Annotated in this window: 17 protein-coding genes; 11 read left to right on the forward strand and 6 right to left on the reverse strand. The window is 66.1% G+C overall.

Annotation, left to right across the window (positions count from 1 at the left end; translation table 11 throughout):
* Positions 1–131 precede the first annotated feature (131 nt).
* Both QX135_RS18545 and QX135_RS18550 read right to left on the reverse strand, forming a co-directional pair.
* The gene (locus QX135_RS18545) at positions 132–1,535 is read right to left on the reverse strand and encodes a M20/M25/M40 family metallo-hydrolase (protein ID WP_316179208.1); all 1,404 of its coding nucleotides are present in this window, start codon (positions 1,533–1,535) and stop codon (positions 132–134) included.
* A gap of 115 nt (positions 1,536–1,650) precedes the next feature.
* A complete protein-coding gene (locus tag QX135_RS18550) occupies positions 1,651–3,261 on the reverse strand; it encodes a helicase HerA-like domain-containing protein (protein WP_316179206.1) in 1,611 nt (536 codons plus the stop codon).
* A 609-nt stretch (positions 3,262–3,870) separates the two neighbouring features.
* On the opposite strand from QX135_RS18550, the gene QX135_RS18555 reads away from it, so the two are divergent.
* The 10 genes from QX135_RS18555 (at position 3,871) to QX135_RS18600 (ending at position 13,332) form a co-directional block, all read left to right on the forward strand.
* A complete protein-coding gene (locus tag QX135_RS18555; RefSeq protein ID WP_315739877.1) occupies positions 3,871–4,278 on the forward strand; it encodes a DUF4332 domain-containing protein in 408 nt (135 codons plus the stop codon).
* 76 nt (positions 4,279–4,354) lie between these two features.
* Positions 4,355–5,212, forward strand: coding sequence for a dihydropteroate synthase (gene folP / locus QX135_RS18560; protein ID WP_315798357.1), 858 nt, complete (start codon positions 4,355–4,357; stop codon positions 5,210–5,212).
* Positions 5,209–5,577, forward strand: coding sequence for a dihydroneopterin aldolase (folB, locus tag QX135_RS18565; RefSeq protein WP_009028138.1), 369 nt, complete (start codon positions 5,209–5,211; stop codon positions 5,575–5,577). Before folP ends, folB begins: the two co-directional genes overlap by 4 nt.
* 5 nt (positions 5,578–5,582) lie before the next feature.
* On the forward strand, positions 5,583–6,071 hold the full coding sequence (gene folK, locus QX135_RS18570) for a 2-amino-4-hydroxy-6-hydroxymethyldihydropteridine diphosphokinase (protein ID WP_315739934.1): 489 nt from the start codon (positions 5,583–5,585) through the stop codon (positions 6,069–6,071).
* A 102-nt stretch (positions 6,072–6,173) separates the two neighbouring features.
* Positions 6,174–8,036 (forward strand): methylmalonyl-CoA mutase subunit beta, encoded by a 1,863-nt coding sequence (locus tag QX135_RS18575; RefSeq protein ID WP_316179204.1) that lies wholly within the window; start codon positions 6,174–6,176, stop codon positions 8,034–8,036.
* Positions 8,037–8,038: 2 nt separating this feature from the next.
* On the forward strand, positions 8,039–8,503 hold the full coding sequence (locus QX135_RS18580) for a GFA family protein (protein WP_316179202.1): 465 nt from the start codon (positions 8,039–8,041) through the stop codon (positions 8,501–8,503).
* A gap of 19 nt (positions 8,504–8,522) precedes the next feature.
* The gene (scpA, locus tag QX135_RS18585; protein ID WP_316179200.1) at positions 8,523–10,679 is read left to right on the forward strand and encodes a methylmalonyl-CoA mutase; all 2,157 of its coding nucleotides are present in this window, start codon (positions 8,523–8,525) and stop codon (positions 10,677–10,679) included.
* Positions 10,680–10,880: 201 nt separating this feature from the next.
* Entirely contained in the window at positions 10,881–11,654 is a 774-nt protein-coding gene (locus tag QX135_RS18590) for an RsiV family protein (protein ID WP_316179198.1), read from the forward strand.
* Between the two features lie 35 nt (positions 11,655–11,689).
* A complete protein-coding gene (gene meaB, locus QX135_RS18595) occupies positions 11,690–12,679 on the forward strand; it encodes a methylmalonyl Co-A mutase-associated GTPase MeaB (RefSeq protein ID WP_316179197.1) in 990 nt (329 codons plus the stop codon).
* A complete protein-coding gene (locus QX135_RS18600) occupies positions 12,676–13,332 on the forward strand; it encodes a pyroglutamyl-peptidase I (RefSeq protein ID WP_316179195.1) in 657 nt (218 codons plus the stop codon). Before meaB ends, QX135_RS18600 begins: the two co-directional genes overlap by 4 nt.
* Before the next feature lie 46 nt (positions 13,333–13,378).
* Here QX135_RS18600 and QX135_RS18605 read toward each other — a convergent pair whose 3' ends face one another.
* On the reverse strand, positions 13,379–13,666 hold the full coding sequence (locus tag QX135_RS18605) for a GlsB/YeaQ/YmgE family stress response membrane protein (protein ID WP_315739884.1): 288 nt from the start codon (positions 13,664–13,666) through the stop codon (positions 13,379–13,381).
* A gap of 228 nt (positions 13,667–13,894) precedes the next feature.
* Here QX135_RS18605 and QX135_RS18610 point away from each other — a divergent pair, with 228 nt between their 5' ends.
* The gene (locus QX135_RS18610; protein WP_316179193.1) at positions 13,895–15,271 is read left to right on the forward strand and encodes a TIGR03808 family TAT-translocated repetitive protein; all 1,377 of its coding nucleotides are present in this window, start codon (positions 13,895–13,897) and stop codon (positions 15,269–15,271) included.
* Between the two features lie 9 nt (positions 15,272–15,280).
* On the opposite strand, the gene QX135_RS18615 is transcribed toward QX135_RS18610, so the two are convergent.
* From QX135_RS18615 to QX135_RS18625, 3 genes are all read right to left on the reverse strand, one after another.
* Positions 15,281–16,141 (reverse strand): DMT family transporter, encoded by an 861-nt coding sequence (locus QX135_RS18615; RefSeq protein WP_315739886.1) that lies wholly within the window; start codon positions 16,139–16,141, stop codon positions 15,281–15,283.
* A gap of 68 nt (positions 16,142–16,209) precedes the next feature.
* Positions 16,210–16,806 (reverse strand): TetR/AcrR family transcriptional regulator, encoded by a 597-nt coding sequence (locus tag QX135_RS18620; protein ID WP_316179354.1) that lies wholly within the window; start codon positions 16,804–16,806, stop codon positions 16,210–16,212.
* 123 nt (positions 16,807–16,929) lie between these two features.
* Positions 16,930–17,589, reverse strand: a complete 660-nt coding sequence (locus QX135_RS18625; protein WP_316179192.1) for a TIGR03809 family protein — start codon at positions 17,587–17,589, stop codon at positions 16,930–16,932.
* Between the last annotated feature and the right edge of the window lie 64 nt (positions 17,590–17,653).

The following is a 17,653-nucleotide window of genomic DNA, read 5'->3' on the forward strand; positions in this document are numbered from 1 at the left end:
CAAACAATCTGCGCCGTCGCAGTCGTAGCCCGGATGAGCGAAGCGACATCCGGCATCTCACGCGCTGCCGCGTTGCCCCCGCATGTCGCCTCGCTCGTGCGGGCTACGGACTCATGCGAGGGCCAGCGGGTCTAGCGCGGCATCTCCGCGAGCGCAGCGAGGATGCGGGCCCAGGAGCGGATGCCCTTGTGGTAGCTCTTGAGGTCGTACTTCTCATTCGGCGAATGGATGTTGTCGTCGTCGAGACCGAAGCCGACCAGCAGTGAATCGAGACCGAGCGTCTTCTTGAAGTCGGTGACGATCGGGATCGAGGCGCCCGAGCCCATCAGGATGGTCTCCTTGCCCCACTCCTCGGTCAGCGCCTGCTTGGCAGCCGCCAGCGGCTTCATGGTCCAGTCGAGCGCGATCGCGGCACCTGCGGAATGATCGCCGAACTCGACCGAGCAGTCGCCGGGGATGCGCGCCGACACGTAGTCGCGGAACGCCTTGCGGATCTTCAGCGGGTCCTGGCCCTCGACGAGCCGGAACGAGACCTTCGCATGGGCCAGCGACGGGATCACGGTCTTCGAGCCCTCACCGATATAGCCGCCCCAGATGCCGTTGATGTCACAGGTCGGCCGCGACGAGATCTGCTCGATCAGCAGACGATCCTTCTCGCCTGCGGGGATCGACAATCCGATCGGCTTGAGGAAGCTTTCGGGAGTGAGGTTCAGCTTCTTCCACTGCTCCAGAACCTCAGGCGGAACGTCCTTCACGCCGTCATAGAAGCCGGGAATGGTGATGCGGCCGTCGGCGTCGAACAGGCCGCCGAGAATCTCGGTCAGCACCCGGATCGGATTGCGCGCGCCGCCGCCGAACACGCCCGAATGCAGGTCGCGGTTGGCGGCCTTGATCTTCACCTCTTCATAGAGCAGGCCACGCAGTGAGGTCGTGATCGCCGGCGTGTTCGGGTCCCACATGCCGGTGTCGCAGACCAGCGCGAAGTCGGCCTTGAACTCGTCCTTGTTGGCTTCGAGGAACGGCACGAAGTTCTTCGAACCGACCTCCTCCTCGCCTTCGATCACCACGGTGACGTCGAGCGGCAGCGCGCCCGTCACCTTCTTCCAGGCGCGGCAGGCCTCGACGAAGGTCATCAGTTGGCCCTTGTCGTCCTCGGCGCCGCGCGCGACGATGATCTTGCGGCCGTCGGCGTGATCGGCGACGACAGGCTCGAACGGCGGCCGGTGCCACAATTCGAGCGGATCGACCGGCTGCACGTCGTAATGACCGTAGAACAGGACATGCGGCCTGGCGGCGCCATGGCCGTTGCTCTTGCCGACCACGGCGGGATGACCGGCGGTCGGCCGCACCTCGGTCGCAAAGCCGAGCGTCGCAAGATCCTTGGCGAGGTGGTCGGCCGCCGCCTTGCAATCCTCAGTGAAGGCCGGATCGGCCGAGATCGACTTGATGCGGATCAGCGCAAACAGCCGTTCCAGGCTGTTGTCGAAATCAGCATCGATGTGATCGAGAACGGATTGAAGCTGCGCATTGGCCATGGCCACGAGACCCCTTTAGCAATTGACGACGATCGGCCCGCTTGTAGCTCCGTTGCGCGGTCCGGGCCAGCCTCCCGCGGCGAGAGCATCGCGCCGAAGGAGAGCGCTGCCTGGATCATCGCCGCAGCAATCCCCCAAGCGCGCCGCGCACCAAAGAGCGACCGATCGAACTGCCCAAGGAGCCGCCGACCTGCTTGCCGAGATCGGCCGCAATCCCGCCCACCACCTTGTCGGAGACCGAGCGGGCGACGTTGCGCGCAATCACCTGTGTCGTCGAGAGCTGGCCGCGCTTGACGTTGGTGCCGAAGATCGTCGCGGCGATGTCGCCGATCTTGCCGAGCACGCTGCCGGACGAGGCTTCCGTCGTCACGGCGGTTCCGCTGATCCGCTTCTGCAGCAGCTCATAGGCGGACTCGGCGTCGATCGCGGTATCGTATTTGCCCTTGACCGGGCTCGCAGCGATGACCGCCTTGCGCTCCTCCGGCGTCACCGACCCGATCCGCGCCGACGGCGGCCGGATCAGGACGCGCTCCACCATCGCCGGCGTGCCGTTGCCCTCCAGGAACGAAACCAGCGCCTCGCCTTTGCCGAGCTCGGTGATCACCTTGGCGGTGTCCAGCTTGGGATTGGGGCGGAAGGTGTCGGCGGCGGCGGCCACCGCCTTCTGATCGCGCGGCGTGAAGGCGCGCAGCGCGTGCTGCACGCGATTGCCCAATTGCCCGAGCACCCGGTCCGGAACATCGAGCGGATTCTGCGTGACGAAATAGACACCGACACCCTTCGACCGGATCAGCCGCACCACCTGCTCGATCTTGTCCATCAGCGCCTTCGGCGCATCGTTGAACAAGAGGTGCGCCTCGTCGAAGAAGAAGACCAGCTTGGGCTCGGCGAGATCGCCGACCTCCGGCAGCTCCTCGAACAGCTCGGACAGCATCCACAGCAGGAACGTCGCGTAGAGTCGCGGGCTCTCCAGCAGCCTGTCGGCAACGAGGATGTTGATCATGCCGCGGCCGTCGCGGTCGGTCTTCATGAAGTCGGTGAGCATCAGCGCCGGCTCGCCGAAGAACTTCGTGCCGCCCTGGTTCTCGAGCACGAGCAACTGCCGCTGGATCGTGCCGACGGTGGCGCGCGTGACGTTGCCGAACGATTGCGCAGCCTTCCGGATCGGCGCCAGCGGATCGGCGTCGGCATCAGCGCCTTTCTTGCCGGCCTCCGGAATGATGGCGTCGAGCAGCGCGCGCAGATCCTTCATGTCGATCAGGGCGAGGCCGTTCTCGTCGGCCACGCGGAACGCGACGTTGAGCACGCCCTCCTGGACATCGTTGAGGTCAAGCATCCGCGCGAGCAGCAGCGGCCCCATCTCGGTGACGGTGGCGCGCACCGGATGGCCCTGCTCGCCGAACACATCCCAAAATACCGTCGAGAACTGATCGGGCTGATAGGTGAGCCCGAGCTCGGTCGCGCGCTTGATGATGAAGTCCTTCGCTTCGCCGGTTTGCGAGATGCCCGAAAGGTCACCCTTGATGTCGGAGGCGAAGACCGGAACACCTGCACGAGCAAAACCTTCGGCCATCACCTGCAGCGAGACGGTCTTGCCGGTGCCGGTTGCACCGGTGACCAGGCCGTGGCGATTGGCGAGCGCAAGCGTCAACCAGGCCGGCTGCTCACCGGCTCCCACGAAGATCTTGTCGTCGGTATCAGCCAGGGATTTTCCGGATGGTGCCATGATGATCCATCTTTCGAGAGTGATTGTTTCGCATCGCACGTGGAGCGGAGCATCTCGTGCAGTAACATAGTTGAGTTTCGCGAATGGGAACTAGGGTCAGGCTGCCTTACCTCTTCGCACGACACGCACTCTTCTTAACATTGGTGCTGCGGGATACGCAGGTTTGAGCCGTGGATTCAACATCTGGTCTTGCATCGCTGCAACAGTTCATCGTCGATCACGAATCGATTCGCGCACCGGGCCGGCTCCTCGCTTGTAATTCACGGATCGTCCGATCAAGATGAATTCAGCGAGAGGACGTTCGGTCTTGGGGGACCGGATGATACGGGGTTCACATGAACGAGTTGATTGAGCCGCTGGCCAGAACGGCCGGCATCGGTAGAGTCGTGGCTGAAATCATCGGCACCGAGCCCGACCTCCTCAGCGACAATGGACGGCAACGACGGGAGCAGCAGCGATCCGCCGGTGAACTTTTCAAATTCGGCCGCGACCAAACCGAAGCGGATCAGTTGGCACGATCGCGACAGGCACACCCGGCCTGAGCCGGTTGCCCAAAGCCCAACCGCCTGGGCCAGATCACCTGAAGCACCTTCGCGCGCGCCGAGCATCATGACATATCCGATCACCGAACTCGAAGGCATGACGGCCTTCTATGCTGCCAAGCTGAAAGCTTTGGGCATCCGCACCACCGACGCATTTCTCGAAGCCGCCCGGACCGTGAAAGGGCGCAAGGCGCTTGCCGCCACGACCGGCATCAGCGAGCAGCAACTGCTCGATTGGGCAAATTCCGCCGACTACATGCGCATTCCCGGCATGGGCAAGGCCAAGGTCTGCCTCGTCCGCGCGGCCGGCGTGCCCACCGTGCGCGAGCTGGCGCACCGCAACCCCGCCCGCCTGGCGCAGAACATCAAGGAAGTGAACACCCGGCGGAAGCTGGTTCGCATCCTGCCGTCGGAGAAGTCGGTCGGCCAGCTCATCGAAAAGGCGCGCCGGCTGGAGCCGAAGATCAGCTATTGACCAGCCTCTAGATTGACCGCGCTTGTGCGCGCGCGACACCTTGACTTGACGGTGGCAACCGCGCAAAGCGGCGCCCATGAGCGCCATTTCGCCGCACTCCGCCTCGGACCTCACGTCGAGCCACCCGCTGCTGCGGCCGTGGCTGGTGCGTCCATTCCCGGCGGTGATGGGCATCCTGAACGTCACGCCGGATTCGTTCTCGGATGGCGGCCGTTTCGATGCACCGGAGCGGGCAATCGCGCAGGCCGAGCGCATGATCGCGGCCGGCGCCGACATCATCGACATCGGTGCCGAGTCCACCCGGCCCTACAAGGGCGCGGTGCCGGTCACGGCCGAGGAGGAACTGGCGCGCCTGCAGCCGATCCTGCCCGCGATCGTCGCACTCGGCGTCCCCGTGTCGATCGACAGCATGAAATCTCAAGTTGTAGACTACGCGCTGAACCATGGTGCTGCGATCGCCAACGATGTGTGGGGTCTGCAGCGCGATCCCGCGATGGCCGCGGTCGTCGCGGCGCATGGCGCGCCGGTCGTGGTGATGCACAACCGCGCTGCCGTCGATCCGGAGATCGACATCATCGAAGACATGCTGGGCTTCTTCGCGCGCTCGCTCGACATCGCCGCCAAGGCCGGCATCCCCATTGGTAACATCGTGCTCGATCCCGGCATCGGCTTCGGCAAGACGGCGCAGCAGAGCATGACCGCACTGGCGCGGCTCGACGCATTCGCGCGCTTCGGGCTGCCGCTGCTGGTCGGCGCGTCGCGAAAACGTTTCATCAGCACCGTGGTGGCGTCGGAGCCGCAGGAGCGGCTCGGCGGCTCGATCGCGGCGCATCTGATTGCGGCTCGGCGCGGTGCTGCAATCATCCGGGCGCATGACGTCGCCGAGACGGTTCAGGCCGTGCGCGTGGCCGCGGCAATCGAGGCACTGGGATGACCGATACGATCTTCATCAAGGGCGTTCTCATCCACGCGCGTCATGGCGTGATGGAGCATGAGAGCGAGGTCGGCCAGCGCTTCGTCATCGACCTCGAGCTCTACACCGATCTGTCCGACTCCTCGCGCAGCGACCGCCTCGCCGACACCGTGTCCTATTCCGACGTGGTGGAGACCGCGACGGCGGCGTTCAAGGATGTCAACTACCGCCTGCTCGAACGCGCGGCCGGCGCGGTGGCCGATGCGATCCTGTCGACCTTCGCCCGCATTCGCGCCGTCAAGGTGACGGTGCATAAGCCGCATGCGCCGATCGCCGCCATCTTCGAGGATGTCGGCGTCGTGCTGACGCGCTCGCGGCATCCATGACGGCAATGGCGAGCGCGCTGATTGCTCTCGGCGGCAATGTCGGCGACGTCAGGGCGACGTTCCGGCGCGCCATTCCGGAGATCTGTGCGCGCGCCTCGGCGGCGCTTGTCGCGCGGTCGTCCGACTACATCACTCCGCCATGGGGCGAGGAGCAGCAGCCGCCTTTCATCAATGCCTGCATCGAGATCGCGACCGCGATGCCCCCACGGCCGCTGCTCGGCATTCTGCACCAGGTCGAGCGCATGTTCGGCCGCAATCGCGCGCAGGAGACGCGGTGGGGTCCGCGGACGCTGGACCTCGATCTGATCGCCTATGACGATTTCGCGATCGACACGCCCGATCTCACGCTGCCACACCCCCGGCTGTTCGAACGCGGCTTCGTGCTGGTGCCGCTGGCCGAGATCGTGCCGGCGCGACAGATTGCCGGCCGCCGCGTCGATGAGGCCCTGCGCGCCGTTTCGCGCGACGGAATCCGGCCGCTGCCAGCCGAATAGCTGACGTCTCCGGCCAAACAACCGTTTGGCTTGGCCCCCCTGACGTGGCATTTTGCGCCACAACAATCGCGATAACAGACGCCCCGGGAGACGCGTGCCGACATGACGACCGAGACCGACGATCTGCGACTGGCTGCCGATTTTGCTCCGGCCAGCGAAGCGGACTGGCGCAAGCTGGTCGATGGCGTGCTGAAGGGCGCGGCTTTCGAGAAGCTGGTCGGCAAGACCTATGACGGGCTCCAGATCCAGCCGATCTATCCGCGCGCCAAGCATGCCGCGCCGGTCGCAGGCCGCTCAGCATCGGCGCCATGGCAGATCATGCAGCGCGTCGATCATCCCGATCCGGCCAAGGCCAATGCGCAGGCGCTGATCGACCTCGAGAACGGCGCGACCGGCTTGTCGCTGGTGTTCGCCGGGTCGAATGCCGCACACGGCTTCGGCCTCGCCGCCAGCGCCGACGCAGTGGCGCGCGCGCTCGACGGCGTGCATCTCGATGCTGCGATTGCAATCGAATTGCAGCTCGGTGAATCGGTCTCGCCCGCCTCGCTTCTCGCCGACTACGTCAAGCAGCGCGGCGTCGAGGCCGCTGGCTGCGACATCCGATTCGGCCTCGATCCGATCGGGGATGCTGCCAGTCGCGGCGCAACCTCACATGACGCATCGATGCTCGGCGGCAACTCGGGCGCGCTGGTCAAGCAACTGCACGAGGCCGGCTTCAAAGGCCCGTTCTTCGCCGCGGACGGCCGGGTCGTGCACGACGCCGGCGGATCGGAGGCGCAGGAGCTCGCTTTCGTGCTCGCCTCTGGTGTCACCTATCTGCGGGCGCTCGAAGCCGAAGGCATCGCGCTCGAGACCGCGCGCGGCATGATCTATGGCCGGCTCGCCGCCGACACCGATCAGTTTCTCACGCTGGCAAAATTCCGCAGCCTGCGGCGGCTGTGGGCGCGCATCGAGGAAGCGTGCGGGCTGGCACCGAAGCCGCTCTTCATCTCGGGCGAGACAGCGTGGCGCATGCTCACCCGGCGCGACCCTTACGTGAACATGCTGCGCGCAACCATTGCGACGTTCGCGGCCGGATTAGGCGGCGCCAACGCCGTGACGGTGCTGCCGCACACGGCCGCACTCGGCCTGCCCGACGCATTCGCGCGCCGTGTCGCCCGCAACACGCAATTGGTGCTGCTGGAGGAGAGCAATCTCGCCCGCGTCGCCGATCCCTCCGCCGGCGCCGGCGGCATCGAGGCGCTGACCAGCGAGTTGTGCGTTACCGCCTGGGCACTGTTCCAGGAGATCGAAAAGGCCGGTGGCGTCGTGGCTGCCTTGCAGGCTGGGCTGATCCAGTCCAAGGTCGCCGCGGTGAAGGCGGCGCGGAATGCCAACATCGCCAGGCGTCGCGACGTGCTGACCGGCGCCAGCGAGTTTCCAAATCTCAACGAGGCCGAGGTCGCGGTCGAAGCGGTTGCACCGCTGGCTCCGCAGGCGACAGCCAAGGCTGCGCTCACCTTCACGGCGCTCGCGCCCATCCGTCTCGCAGACGGGTTCGAGAAGCTGCGTGATCGCTCCGACGCCCTGTTGAAGAGCAAGGGACAGCGCCCCTCGATCTTCCTCGCCAATCTCGGCACCGCCGCCGATTTCACCGCACGCGCGACTTTCGCCCGCAGCTTCTTCGAGGCCGGCGGCATCGCGGCGATCGATGGCGCGGGCGCTTCGGATCCGGCCGCGCTGGCTGCCGCCTTCCGCGCCTCCGGCGCCGCCATCGCCTGCCTCTGCTCGTCCGACAAGGTCTATGCCGACGCCGCGGTTCCGGCGGCCAAGGCCCTTCAGGCCGCGGGCGCGCGACATATCTATCTGGCAGGCCGCGGCGGCGAGCAGGAGGCCGCGCTGCGCGAGGCCGGAATCGGCAGCTTCGTGTCCGCCGGCGGCGACGCGCTGAAGACGCTCGAAGACGCCTATACGCATCTGGAGTGAGCATGACCGACGACACCAAGCCTCTCCTGACCGGCGGCTGCCAATGCGGTGCCGTCCGCTTCGCGTTCAAGACCACGCCGAACAAGGTCAGCATCTGTCATTGCCGGATGTGCCAGAAAGCCTCCGGCGCGCCGTTCGCCTCGTTCGCTGAGATCGACCGCGCGCACTTCGCCTGGACGCGCGGTCAGCCCGCCGCGTTCCGTTCATCCACGATCGCCGAGCGCTTCTTCTGTCCCGCCTGCGGCACGCCGCTCGGCTTCGGGCGTATTGATGGGCCGCGGATCGAGATCATGACCGGCAGCTTCGACCGGCCGGACCGGGTGGTGCCGACGCGACAATATGGCTCGGAGTCGCGACTTGGCTGGGTGGTCGCGATCGCCAATCTGCCGAGCCAGACGACACAACAGAACTATGGACCGGAGAAGATGGCGACCATCGTCAGCCATCAGCATCCGGACCATGATTGAGAGACGAGGACGCCAGGCCATGAGCCGCATTCCCGATTTCACCGCGATCGCGTTTGAGCCCACGGCCACGCCGGCTCCCGCAGGCCACGCCGAGCCGTGGCTCACGCCCGAAGGCATTCCGGTGAAGCCGGCCTATGGCGAGGCCGATCTCGCCGGCATCGACTTCCTCGACACCTGGCCGGGCATCGCGCCGTTTATGCGCGGTCCCTACCCGACCATGTATGTCAACCAGCCCTGGACGGTCCGGCAATATGCCGGCTTCTCCACGGCGGAGGATTCCAACGCGTTCTACCGCCGCAACCTCGCCGCGGGCCAGAAGGGCCTGTCGGTCGCGTTCGATCTCGCCACCCATCGCGGCTATGATTCCGATCATCCGCGCGTCGGCGGCGATGTCGGCATGGCCGGCGTCGCGATCGACTCGATCTACGACATGCGAACCTTGTTCGCCGGCATTCCGCTCGACCAGATGAGCGTGTCGATGACCATGAACGGCGCGGTGCTGCCGATCCTCGCTTTGTTCGTGGTCGCCGCCGAGGAGCAAGGCGTGCCGCCGGAAAAGCTGTCGGGCACCATTCAGAACGACATTCTGAAAGAGTTCATGGTGCGCAACACCTACATCTATCCGCCGTCGCCCTCGATGCGGATCATCTCCGACATCTTTGCCTTCACTTCGCAGAAGATGCCGAAGTTCAACTCGATCTCGATCTCCGGCTACCACATGCAGGAGGCCGGCGCGACGCAGGATCTCGAGCTCGCCTATACGCTCGCCGACGGCGTCGAATATCTGCGCGCCGGCATCGCCGCAGGTCTCGACGTCGACCGCTTCGCGCCGCGGCTGTCGTTCTTCTGGGCGATCGGCATGAACTTCTTCATGGAGGTCGCCAAGCTGCGCGCCGCGCGGCTGTTGTGGGCGAAGCTCCTGAAGCCGTTCAACCCGAAGGATCCGCGCTCGCTGTCCTTGCGCACCCACAGCCAGACCTCGGGCTGGTCGCTGACCGCGCAGGACGTCTACAACAACGTCGTGCGCACCGCGGTCGAGGCGATGGCGGCGACGCAAGGCCATACCCAGTCGCTGCACACCAACGCGCTCGACGAGGCCTTGGCGCTGCCGACCGACTTCTCCGCCCGCATCGCCCGGAACACGCAATTGTTCCTGCAGCAGGAGAGCGGCACCACGCGCATCATCGATCCTTGGGGCGGCTCGTACTATGTCGAGCGCCTCACCCGCGACCTCGCCGCAAAGGCCTGGGGCCACATCCAGGAGATCGAGGAGCTCGGCGGCATGGCGAAGGCGATCGAGGCCGGCGTGCCGAAGCTGCGCATCGAGGAGGCCTCGGCCAAGACCCAGGCCCGCATCGACACCGGCCGCCAGTCGGTGATCGGCGTCAACAAGTTCAGGCCGACCGACGAGCCGCCGCTCGACGTGCTCAAGGTCGACAATTCCACCGTGCGCCGGCTGCAGATCGACAAGCTGTCGCGGCTCAAATCCGAGCGCAAGCAGGCCGAGGTCGATGCGGCGCTGGCGGCGCTCACGCGCTCGGCCGGTGACGGCAACGGCAATCTGCTGGCGCTCGCGATCGACGCGGCGCGCGCCAAGGCCACCGTCGGCGAGATCTCCGACGCGCTGGAGAAGGTGTTCGGCCGCCACCGCGCCGAGATCAAGTCCATCACCGGCGTCTACAAGCGGGAGATCGCCGCCATGTCCGGCAAAGCCGAGAAGCTGCAGGCGCTGATCGAGGCGTTCGAGGAGGCCGAGGGCCGCCGGCCACGCATCCTGGTCGCCAAGATCGGACAGGACGGCCACGACCGCGGCCAGAAGGTGATCGCGTCGGCCTTCGCCGACATCGGCTTCGACGTCGACATCGGGCCGCTGTTCGCCACCGCCGACGAGGCGGCGCGGCAGGCGGTCGAGAACGACGTGCACATTCTCGGCGTCTCGTCGCTGGCGGCCGCCCATCTCACCGCGGTGCCGGAGCTGAAGGCCGCGCTCAAGAAGCAGGGCCGCGAGGACATCATGATCATCGTCGGCGGCGTGGTGCCGCCGCAGGATTACGACGCGTTGTACAAGGCCGGCGCCGAGGCGATCTTCCCGCCGGGCACTGTCATCGCCGACGCCGCCGAGGAGCTGATCCAAAAGCTCAATGCGCGGCTGGGCCACAGCGAGGCGGCGGAGTAGTCCGACTGCGTCACACCCCACCGTCATTCCGGGGCAAGGCCAAAGGCCTTGAACCCGGAATCTCGACCTTGTCTTGCGTCCATTCCTGAGAGCGTCGAGCTATTGACGCGCTGTAATCAATCGCCGCGCGTTCGATCTGGGCACGATCGAACCTTTGCGGTACGTGCGCGCACAGACCACCAAACCCGGATCACAAGTCTCATGTATTCTGCCAAGCTGCTTGTCGCCGCCCTGTTCGGCCTGCTCACCCTCTCGCCGGCGATCGCCGCCGAAGCCAAGCCCGATGCGTCGATCAAGACCAAGGCCGCCGAGGCCAGCGTCACGCTGAGTGCCGACATCAAGGCCGATCCGGCGCTCGCCGCGAATTGCCTCGCCGAAGGCCGCAAGTGGATGGACAAGCAGGCCGCGGACGCCGCCAAGGACTACAAGGCGGACAAGGAACTGTTCCGCGACGGCCCTTACACCTATGGCCGCGACTATTCGGTGCGTTCGATCGTCGCCGATCGCTATGTCAGCGTGCTGCGCAACGACTACATGGACACGCATGGCGCCCATCCCAACCGGACGGTCGACACCATCCTCTGGGACAAGGCCGCCGCCAAGCGCATCTCGATCCGCCCGTTCTTCAACGAGACCGCCGACAACGGTCCGACCATGACCGCGATCAGCAAGGCGATCATCGCCTCGCTGCGGGCAGAGAAGAAGGCGCGCGACGCCGGCGACACTGACGAGTGGTGGCTGAAGAGCGTCGAGCCGAAGCTGCTCGGCATTGGCGCCGTCACGCTCGCGCCCTCGACGCTGGCCGGCAAGAGCTCGGGCCTCACCTTCCACTATCCGCCCTACGCCGTCGGCGCCTACGCGGAGGGCGATTATGTCGCCTTCGTGCCCTGGGAAACGCTGAAGCCCTATCTCAGCACGGAGGGGCAGGCGATCTTCGGCGGCGCGAGGCCGAAGGGGGATGCGGAGGAGAACTAGCTGGCCGGGCCGCTCGCATCCGCTATAACGGGCGCATGTCCTCTCGTTCTCCTTCGCCAAATACCACGGCCTTGGCCGACGATATCAGCGCCGGCAGCCGCGCGGCGCTGGCGCGTGCGATCACCTTGGTCGAGAGCCGGCGCACCGACCATCAGGCCGCCGCGCGCGAGCTGGTGCAGGCGCTGCTGCCACAGACGGGGCACGCGATCCGCGTCGGCATCACCGGCTCGCCCGGCGTCGGCAAGTCCACCACGATCGATGCGCTCGGCATGTTCCTGATCGGACAGGGCCAGAAGGTCGCGGTGCTCGCGGTCGATCCCTCCTCCGCGCGCACCGGCGGTTCCATCCTCGGCGACAAGACGCGGATGGCGCGGCTGTCGCATCACGAGCACGCCTTCATCCGCCCCTCGCCATCGTCGGGCACGCTCGGCGGCGTCGCCGCCAAGACCCGCGAGGCGATGCTGCTGTGTGAGGCCGCAGGCTTCGACGTGATCCTGGTCGAGACGGTGGGCATCGGCCAATCCGAGACCGCGGTCTGCGACATGACCGATTTCTTCCTCGCGCTGATGCTGCCCGGCGGCGGCGACGAGCTGCAGGGCATCAAGAAGGGCCTGGTCGAGCTCGCCGACATGATCGCGATCAACAAGGCCGATGGCGACAACGTCAAGCGCGCCAACATCACCGCCGCCGACTATCGCGGCGCATTGCATCTGCTCAGCCCCCGCTCCGAGCACTGGCATCCGCCGGTCGTGACCTATTCGGCGATGGCCGGGACGGGCATCGCCGAGCTGTGGCAGAAGGTGCTCGATCATCGCAAGGCGATGATCGCCTCCGGCGAGTTCGCCGCGCGGCGGCGCGACCAGCAGGTGAAATGGATGTGGACCATGCTGGAGCAGCGGCTGATGGCGCGGCTGCGCACCGATCCGTCCGTCCGCGCGAAAGTGAAGAAGCTGGAGACCGACGTCGCCGAGGGCCGCGTCGCGCCGGCGCTCGCCGCCGAGCAGCTCGCGGAGATGCTGACATGAGCGAGCGGCCGCGCATCCTGATCACCGGCTTCGGCCCGTTTCCCGGCGCGCCGTCCAATCCGACCATGCCGCTGGTGAAGCGGTTGTCGGAGCTGCGGCGGCCGGCGCTGGACGACGTCGACATCACGAGCCACATTTTTCACGTGACCTATGCGACCGTGGATCGCGAGCTGCCCGCCCTGATCGCCGAGCGGCGCCCGCATGCGCTCCTGATGTTCGGCCTCGCCGGGCGAACATCATACCTGCGCATCGAGACCCGCGCGCGCAATGCGATCACCACGACCTTCCCCGATGCCGATCGCCACGTCGCGCGCAAGGGCGTGATCGCGCCGGGCGCACATCCGGCGACGTTCGGTCCGCACATGGCGCGGCTGCTGCGCGCGGCGCGCGCCACCGGCATCGATGCCCGGGCCTCGCGCGATGCCGGCAGCTATCTCTGCAACTATCTGAGCTGGCGCGCGATCGAGGCGACCAAGGCCGCCGAAGGGCCGCGGGTCGCCGCCTTCATCCACATTCCTCCCTTGCCGCGTGCCGGCTCGGCGTTGCCGCACGGCAGTTCGCGCGTCACGCTGGAGGGGCTGGTCGATGCCGGCGAAGCCATGCTGATGGAGCTGGTCAAGCTCGTGCGACAGGCGACCTGTCGCACGAGCTGACGTCGATAGTGGTATGACCGTATGACCGCTGACCGTCAGCACTGTGTCAGATGCTCCAACGGCGCCGACCGCCAAATCCCCCGCCGATCAGGCGCAGCAGGAGCAGCAGGACCACGGCGCCGATGAAGGCGTTGATGATCGCGGCGACCAGTCCGACGCCCAGATGGATGCCGAGCTGCGGCAACAGCCAGTTGCCGATGAAGGCGCCGACGAGACCGACGACCAGGTCGCCGATCAGGCCGAAACCGCCGCCCTCCATGACGCGGCCCGCGAGCCACCCGGCGACGATGCCGACGAACAGAATAACCAGTAGACTCTCATTGGACAGATGCATGACCCTCTCCTCGCCGATCCATTGCGGGAACAATGTCCCCGAGTCCCATTGGTTCCCTCGGGAGGGGCTCGGCGGTTCGACGGGCAACCCACCGCCGGCGGCGATCTGACGTGAAGATTTAACCCTACCGCCAACAATCCCGGGCGCAGGCGCTCATCCTCAGCATCAGCATTGAGACTTTCAGCTTAAGTCGTGGCCGCACATCATCTTTTGCGTGAGACGCTGACCATGGATGTCAATCGCCGCCGCATTCTGGCTGGATCGGCTGCCGGCGCCGCCGGGGCATTGGCCTTGCCGGCGGATGCCGCACAGGCCGCCCCCTTGATCTCCGCGCTCGGGCGCGACGCCACACAGTATGGCGTCAAGCCCAACAGTCCCGACGACCAGACTCGCGCGCTGCAGCGTGCGATCGACGAGGCCGCCCGCGCGCAGGCGCCGCTGGCGCTGCCGCCAGGCACCTACCGGACCTCGATGCTGCGCCTCGCCAGGGGCAGCCACTTGGTCGGCGTCCGCGGCGCCACCAAGCTCGTCTTCACCGGTGGCGGCCCGTCGATGCTGTCAGCAGAAGGCGCTGACGGCCTCGGCGTCAGCGGCATCGCGCTCGACGGCGGCGGCATCGCCCTGCCCCAGCGCCGCGGCCTGCTCCATGTCGCCGCTAGCCGCGACGCCCGTATCTCCGATTGCGAGATCACCCGCTCCGGCGGCAGCGGCATCTGGCTCGAGCAGGTCTCGGGCGACGTCAGCGGCAACGTGATCACCGACATCGCGGTCACCGCCATCGTGTCGTTCGACGCGCTCGGCCTGATCGTGTCGCGCAACACCATCAACGGCACCCGCGACAACGGCATCGAGATCCTGCGCACTGCGATCGGCGACGACGGCACGATGGTGCTCGACAATCGGATCGAGGACATCAAGGCCGGCCCCGGCGGCTCGGGCCAGTACGGCAACGCCATCAACGCCTTTCGCGCCGGCAACGTCATCATCAGCGGCAACCGCATCAGGAACTGCGACTACTCGGCAGTGCGCGGCAACTCGGCCTCGAACATCCAGATCGTCGACAACAGCGTCAGCGACGTGCGCGAGGTCGCGCTCTACTCGGAGTTCGCATTCGAGGGCGCCGTCATCTCAGGCAATACGGTGGATGGTGCCGCCTTCGGCGTCTCCGTCTGCAACTTCAACGAAGGCGGCCGCATCGCGGTGGTCCAGGGCAACATCATCCGCAATCTGATCCCGAAGCGGCCGATCGGCACAGCACCTGACGACGATGCCGGCATCGGGATCTATGTCGAGGCGGACTCCTCGGTGACCGGCAACGTGGTCGAGAATGCCCCGTCCTACGGCATTGTCGCCGGTTGGGGCCGATATCTCAGGGACGTGGTGATCTCCGGCAACGTCATTCGCAATGCGCTCGCGGGCGTCGGCGTGTCCGTCGTTCCGGGCGCGGGCACGGCGCTCGTCAGCAACAACATGATCTCCGGCACCCCGCGCGGCGCGGTGATCGGGCTCGATCACGTCAAGCCGGTGACATCGGACCTGACGCGCGACGGGACGCAAGGTTATGCGCAGCTCTTGGTCAGCGGCAACGCGGTGCGACGAAGCTGAGCCGCCGCTTCAAATCGGCCGAGCGCTCGGCCTCACTTGTGTGATCGCGACGCCGGTGATCGCCAGCAGCCCGCCCGCAATCAGCTTCGGTGTCATCCGCTCGTCCAGGAACAATACGCTCGAGATCAAGGCGAACACCGGAAGCAGCAGGCTGAACGGTGCGACGCGGCTCATGGAGTAGCGGGCGATCAACCAGAACCAGACGCCAAACCCGACAATTCCGCCGATGAAGACCGTGTAGGCGAGCGCCAGCCATCCGCGTTCATCCGCCGCGGCAAGGCTCGCCACCTGGCCATATTCGAGGAACGACGACATGACCATGACTTGCGGCACGGTGAGCAGCGACGACCATCCCATCAGCATCAGCGGTTCAAAAGGGCCGTAGCGCTTGGTCAGGACGTTGGACACCGCGAATGCGAAGGCTGCGCCAACCACCAGCAGCAGCGGAAGCACGTTTGCCGTCAGACCCGGCTCGGCCGCCAGCACGACCACGCCGGCGAATGCAAGCCCTACTCCAGCGCATGTGGAGAGGGACGGCTTCTCCGCCAGCAGCGGCCACGCCAACAGGACGGTGAAGGGCGTGGCGAGTTGATAGGCGACGGCTGACATGCTTCCCGAGCCGAGCCCAAGACCAACATAGAACAGCCCGAAGTTCAGGCCGCCCAGGAAAACGGAAATGACTGCGATGTGACCGAGCTGTCGACGCGTCGGCCTTTTGACGAACGGAACGAGCAGCAGCGCGATGGCCAGAAATCGAAGCGCGAGAAAGAACAGCGGCGGAAACTCCGTCACCCCCACTTTGATGACGACGAACTGATAACCCCACAGCAAGGGAACGGCCACCGAACAGAGAATCTGGACCATGGTCATGGCATTCTCCATTTAAGGACTGATCGGTCCAGATATAGGCGACTCGAAAGCAAGGCGCTCAACGGTCTCTATCGAATGAAGCGGTCGAGAAGCGCGTCAACGGTGGCTTGCGATGTGATCGGCGTCGGCCCCGTCTTGCCGACCACGCGCAGCCCCTCAACGAAACAGACGAGAATTCGCGCGGCACTCGAAGGTTCGACACCATCGGCCAGCTTGCCCGCCATCTTCGCGCGGGACAGTGCATCCGCCACCCGGACCTCCATGGCCTTGAAGAAACTCGCGATGCGCCGACCAACTTCGGCGTCCTGGCCAGCAAGCTCCATGGCTGTCGCCACCAGCAGGCAGCCGCGCCGACCATTGGCCCCGCGCGTGCGGTCGACGTAGCCGGCAAGATAGGCCCGCAGGCCGTCGACCGGCTCCCTGCTTAGGTCGAGCTCGGTATCCATCCGGGCCAGGGCATCGGCGATGTAACGGTCAAGCGCGAGCAGGAACAGCGAGTGTTTGTCACCGAACGCGGCGTAGAGGCTGCCACGCGAGAGCTTCGTCGCCTGAAGAAGATCAGGCAGCGCCGTCGCGTGATAGCCACGCGACCAAAACACACCCATTGCCCGCTCGACAGCGGCGTCCATGTCGAAAGTTCGCGGGCGCCCACGCGGCAACTGCATCGGAGTCTGGCGGCTCATCACCGATATATGGACCATTCGGTCTTGAAATCAAGTGACCAGATTGAGGGCGGCTTGCGGCCCCCTTGGCTGCGATGCGGAGTGGGTCTGGAGCTCGCCCTGCGCCTAGAACGCGACCGCCAGCACGGGATAGCGGCGCTCGATGGCGTCGAGATCGACCACCGGCTCGTCATCCTCGGCGTCGGATTGAATGCCGATGCTCAAAGCCTGCTCCAGGGCGAACATGTCGATGCGGGGCGGCGCGACGGTCGGCTCCGGCGCGATGGCATCTTCGGACACATAGTCGGGTTCGATGACGCCGTCCGGTTCCAGATCATCCGCGGCCAGCTCGATCTCGGGCTCGACGATGATCTCGGACTCCGCAAGGATGGTTTCGAGCGAGGGCGGCAGCGCGATGGGGCGCCGCTCGATGGGATGATTCTCGTGGAGACGGAGTTTGATCGGCTCCGACTCGGCGGGGCGCACGGGAGCGGGTGGCGTAGCCACCATCGCAGCCGGCCGCTGGCTCGGCACGATGCTCACCTGCTCGGGCTCGGCGCGGGATAGCGCCTGCCAGGTCTGCACCGCGGCCTTGGCGTGCCGGATATCGTCGAGGAGCGACTGCTCGGTGTAGTAGCGGCGCCAGCGGCCGCTCTGGAACAGCTCGGTCAGATGGTCCAGGCGCCTTTCGGCAAGCGCGCACCAGCGTGCAGCCAGTTCGCGGCTGCAAGTCACGTCCGGTCGATGTGTCATGGGGGAGCCCGTGAGATAAGGGGACGGACGCACTCGGCACGAATCAACGCAACGTGACGTGAATATTTTGTGGAAAAGGTTAATAAAGTCTAGCTAA

Source organism: Bradyrhizobium sp. SZCCHNR1098 (genome assembly GCF_032489375.1).
Lineage (GTDB): Bacteria > Pseudomonadota > Alphaproteobacteria > Rhizobiales > Xanthobacteraceae > Bradyrhizobium.

Excerpts from the sequence above, each read along its gene's own strand:
- QX135_RS18545 (WP_316179208.1), bottom strand. The coding sequence starts at position 1,535 with ATGGCCAATGCGCAGCTTCAATCCGTTCTCGATCACATCGATGCTGAT.
- QX135_RS18550 (WP_316179206.1), bottom strand. The coding sequence starts at position 3,261 with ATGGCACCATCCGGAAAATCCCTGGCTGATACCGACGACAAGATCTTC.
- QX135_RS18555 (WP_315739877.1), top strand. The coding sequence starts at position 3,871 with ATGACATATCCGATCACCGAACTCGAAGGCATGACGGCCTTCTATGCT.
- folP (WP_315798357.1), top strand. The coding sequence starts at position 4,355 with ATGAGCGCCATTTCGCCGCACTCCGCCTCGGACCTCACGTCGAGCCAC.
- folB (WP_009028138.1), top strand. The coding sequence starts at position 5,209 with ATGACCGATACGATCTTCATCAAGGGCGTTCTCATCCACGCGCGTCAT.
- folK (WP_315739934.1), top strand. The coding sequence starts at position 5,583 with ATGGCGAGCGCGCTGATTGCTCTCGGCGGCAATGTCGGCGACGTCAGG.
- QX135_RS18575 (WP_316179204.1), top strand. The coding sequence starts at position 6,174 with ATGACGACCGAGACCGACGATCTGCGACTGGCTGCCGATTTTGCTCCG.
- QX135_RS18580 (WP_316179202.1), top strand. The coding sequence starts at position 8,039 with ATGACCGACGACACCAAGCCTCTCCTGACCGGCGGCTGCCAATGCGGT.
- scpA (WP_316179200.1), top strand. The coding sequence starts at position 8,523 with ATGAGCCGCATTCCCGATTTCACCGCGATCGCGTTTGAGCCCACGGCC.
- QX135_RS18590 (WP_316179198.1), top strand. The coding sequence starts at position 10,881 with ATGTATTCTGCCAAGCTGCTTGTCGCCGCCCTGTTCGGCCTGCTCACC.
- meaB (WP_316179197.1), top strand. The coding sequence starts at position 11,690 with ATGTCCTCTCGTTCTCCTTCGCCAAATACCACGGCCTTGGCCGACGAT.
- QX135_RS18600 (WP_316179195.1), top strand. The coding sequence starts at position 12,676 with ATGAGCGAGCGGCCGCGCATCCTGATCACCGGCTTCGGCCCGTTTCCC.
- QX135_RS18605 (WP_315739884.1), bottom strand. The coding sequence starts at position 13,666 with ATGCATCTGTCCAATGAGAGTCTACTGGTTATTCTGTTCGTCGGCATC.
- QX135_RS18610 (WP_316179193.1), top strand. The coding sequence starts at position 13,895 with ATGGATGTCAATCGCCGCCGCATTCTGGCTGGATCGGCTGCCGGCGCC.
- QX135_RS18615 (WP_315739886.1), bottom strand. The coding sequence starts at position 16,141 with ATGACCATGGTCCAGATTCTCTGTTCGGTGGCCGTTCCCTTGCTGTGG.
- QX135_RS18620 (WP_316179354.1), bottom strand. The coding sequence starts at position 16,806 with ATGCAGTTGCCGCGTGGGCGCCCGCGAACTTTCGACATGGACGCCGCT.